This window comes from Cobetia sp. SIMBA_158, assembly GCF_046566945.1.
GTDB classification, from domain to species: Bacteria; Pseudomonadota; Gammaproteobacteria; order Pseudomonadales; family Halomonadaceae; genus Cobetia; species Cobetia amphilecti.
In genome coordinates, this window is record NZ_JAWJYL010000275.1 from 1 (window position 1) to 277 (window position 277).

Genomic DNA, 277 nt, shown 5'->3' on the forward strand with positions numbered 1-277 from the left:
GTGATGGTGCCCGGCGTCAGCCCCGGCACACCGCCGGACGTGGCCGTCAGCGAGCCCGACGACGGTGTCGTCGATCGCAGGTAGTCATCGCTCTTGAACGACGCGATCGAGACCGGCAACCCGTTGAGGGTCATCTTGGTCATCGTGTTGTCCTGCACCGTCCGGCCGTACTGGTTCAGCGCGTTCACAACCGCGTTCGTGCCGGAGAACGGCGCGTCCGGGCGCAGCACCGACACGCCGACCGCGCCACCGCCCGTCGCGAGCGACGTCGGCGACG

The 277-nt window shown here is 69.3% G+C and carries 1 protein-coding gene; it reads right to left on the reverse strand.

The window, feature by feature from the left end; translation table 11 throughout:
- A partial coding sequence (locus R2R70_RS19955) for a hypothetical protein (RefSeq protein ID WP_410978894.1) occupies window positions 1-277 on the reverse strand: 277 nt, incomplete at both ends.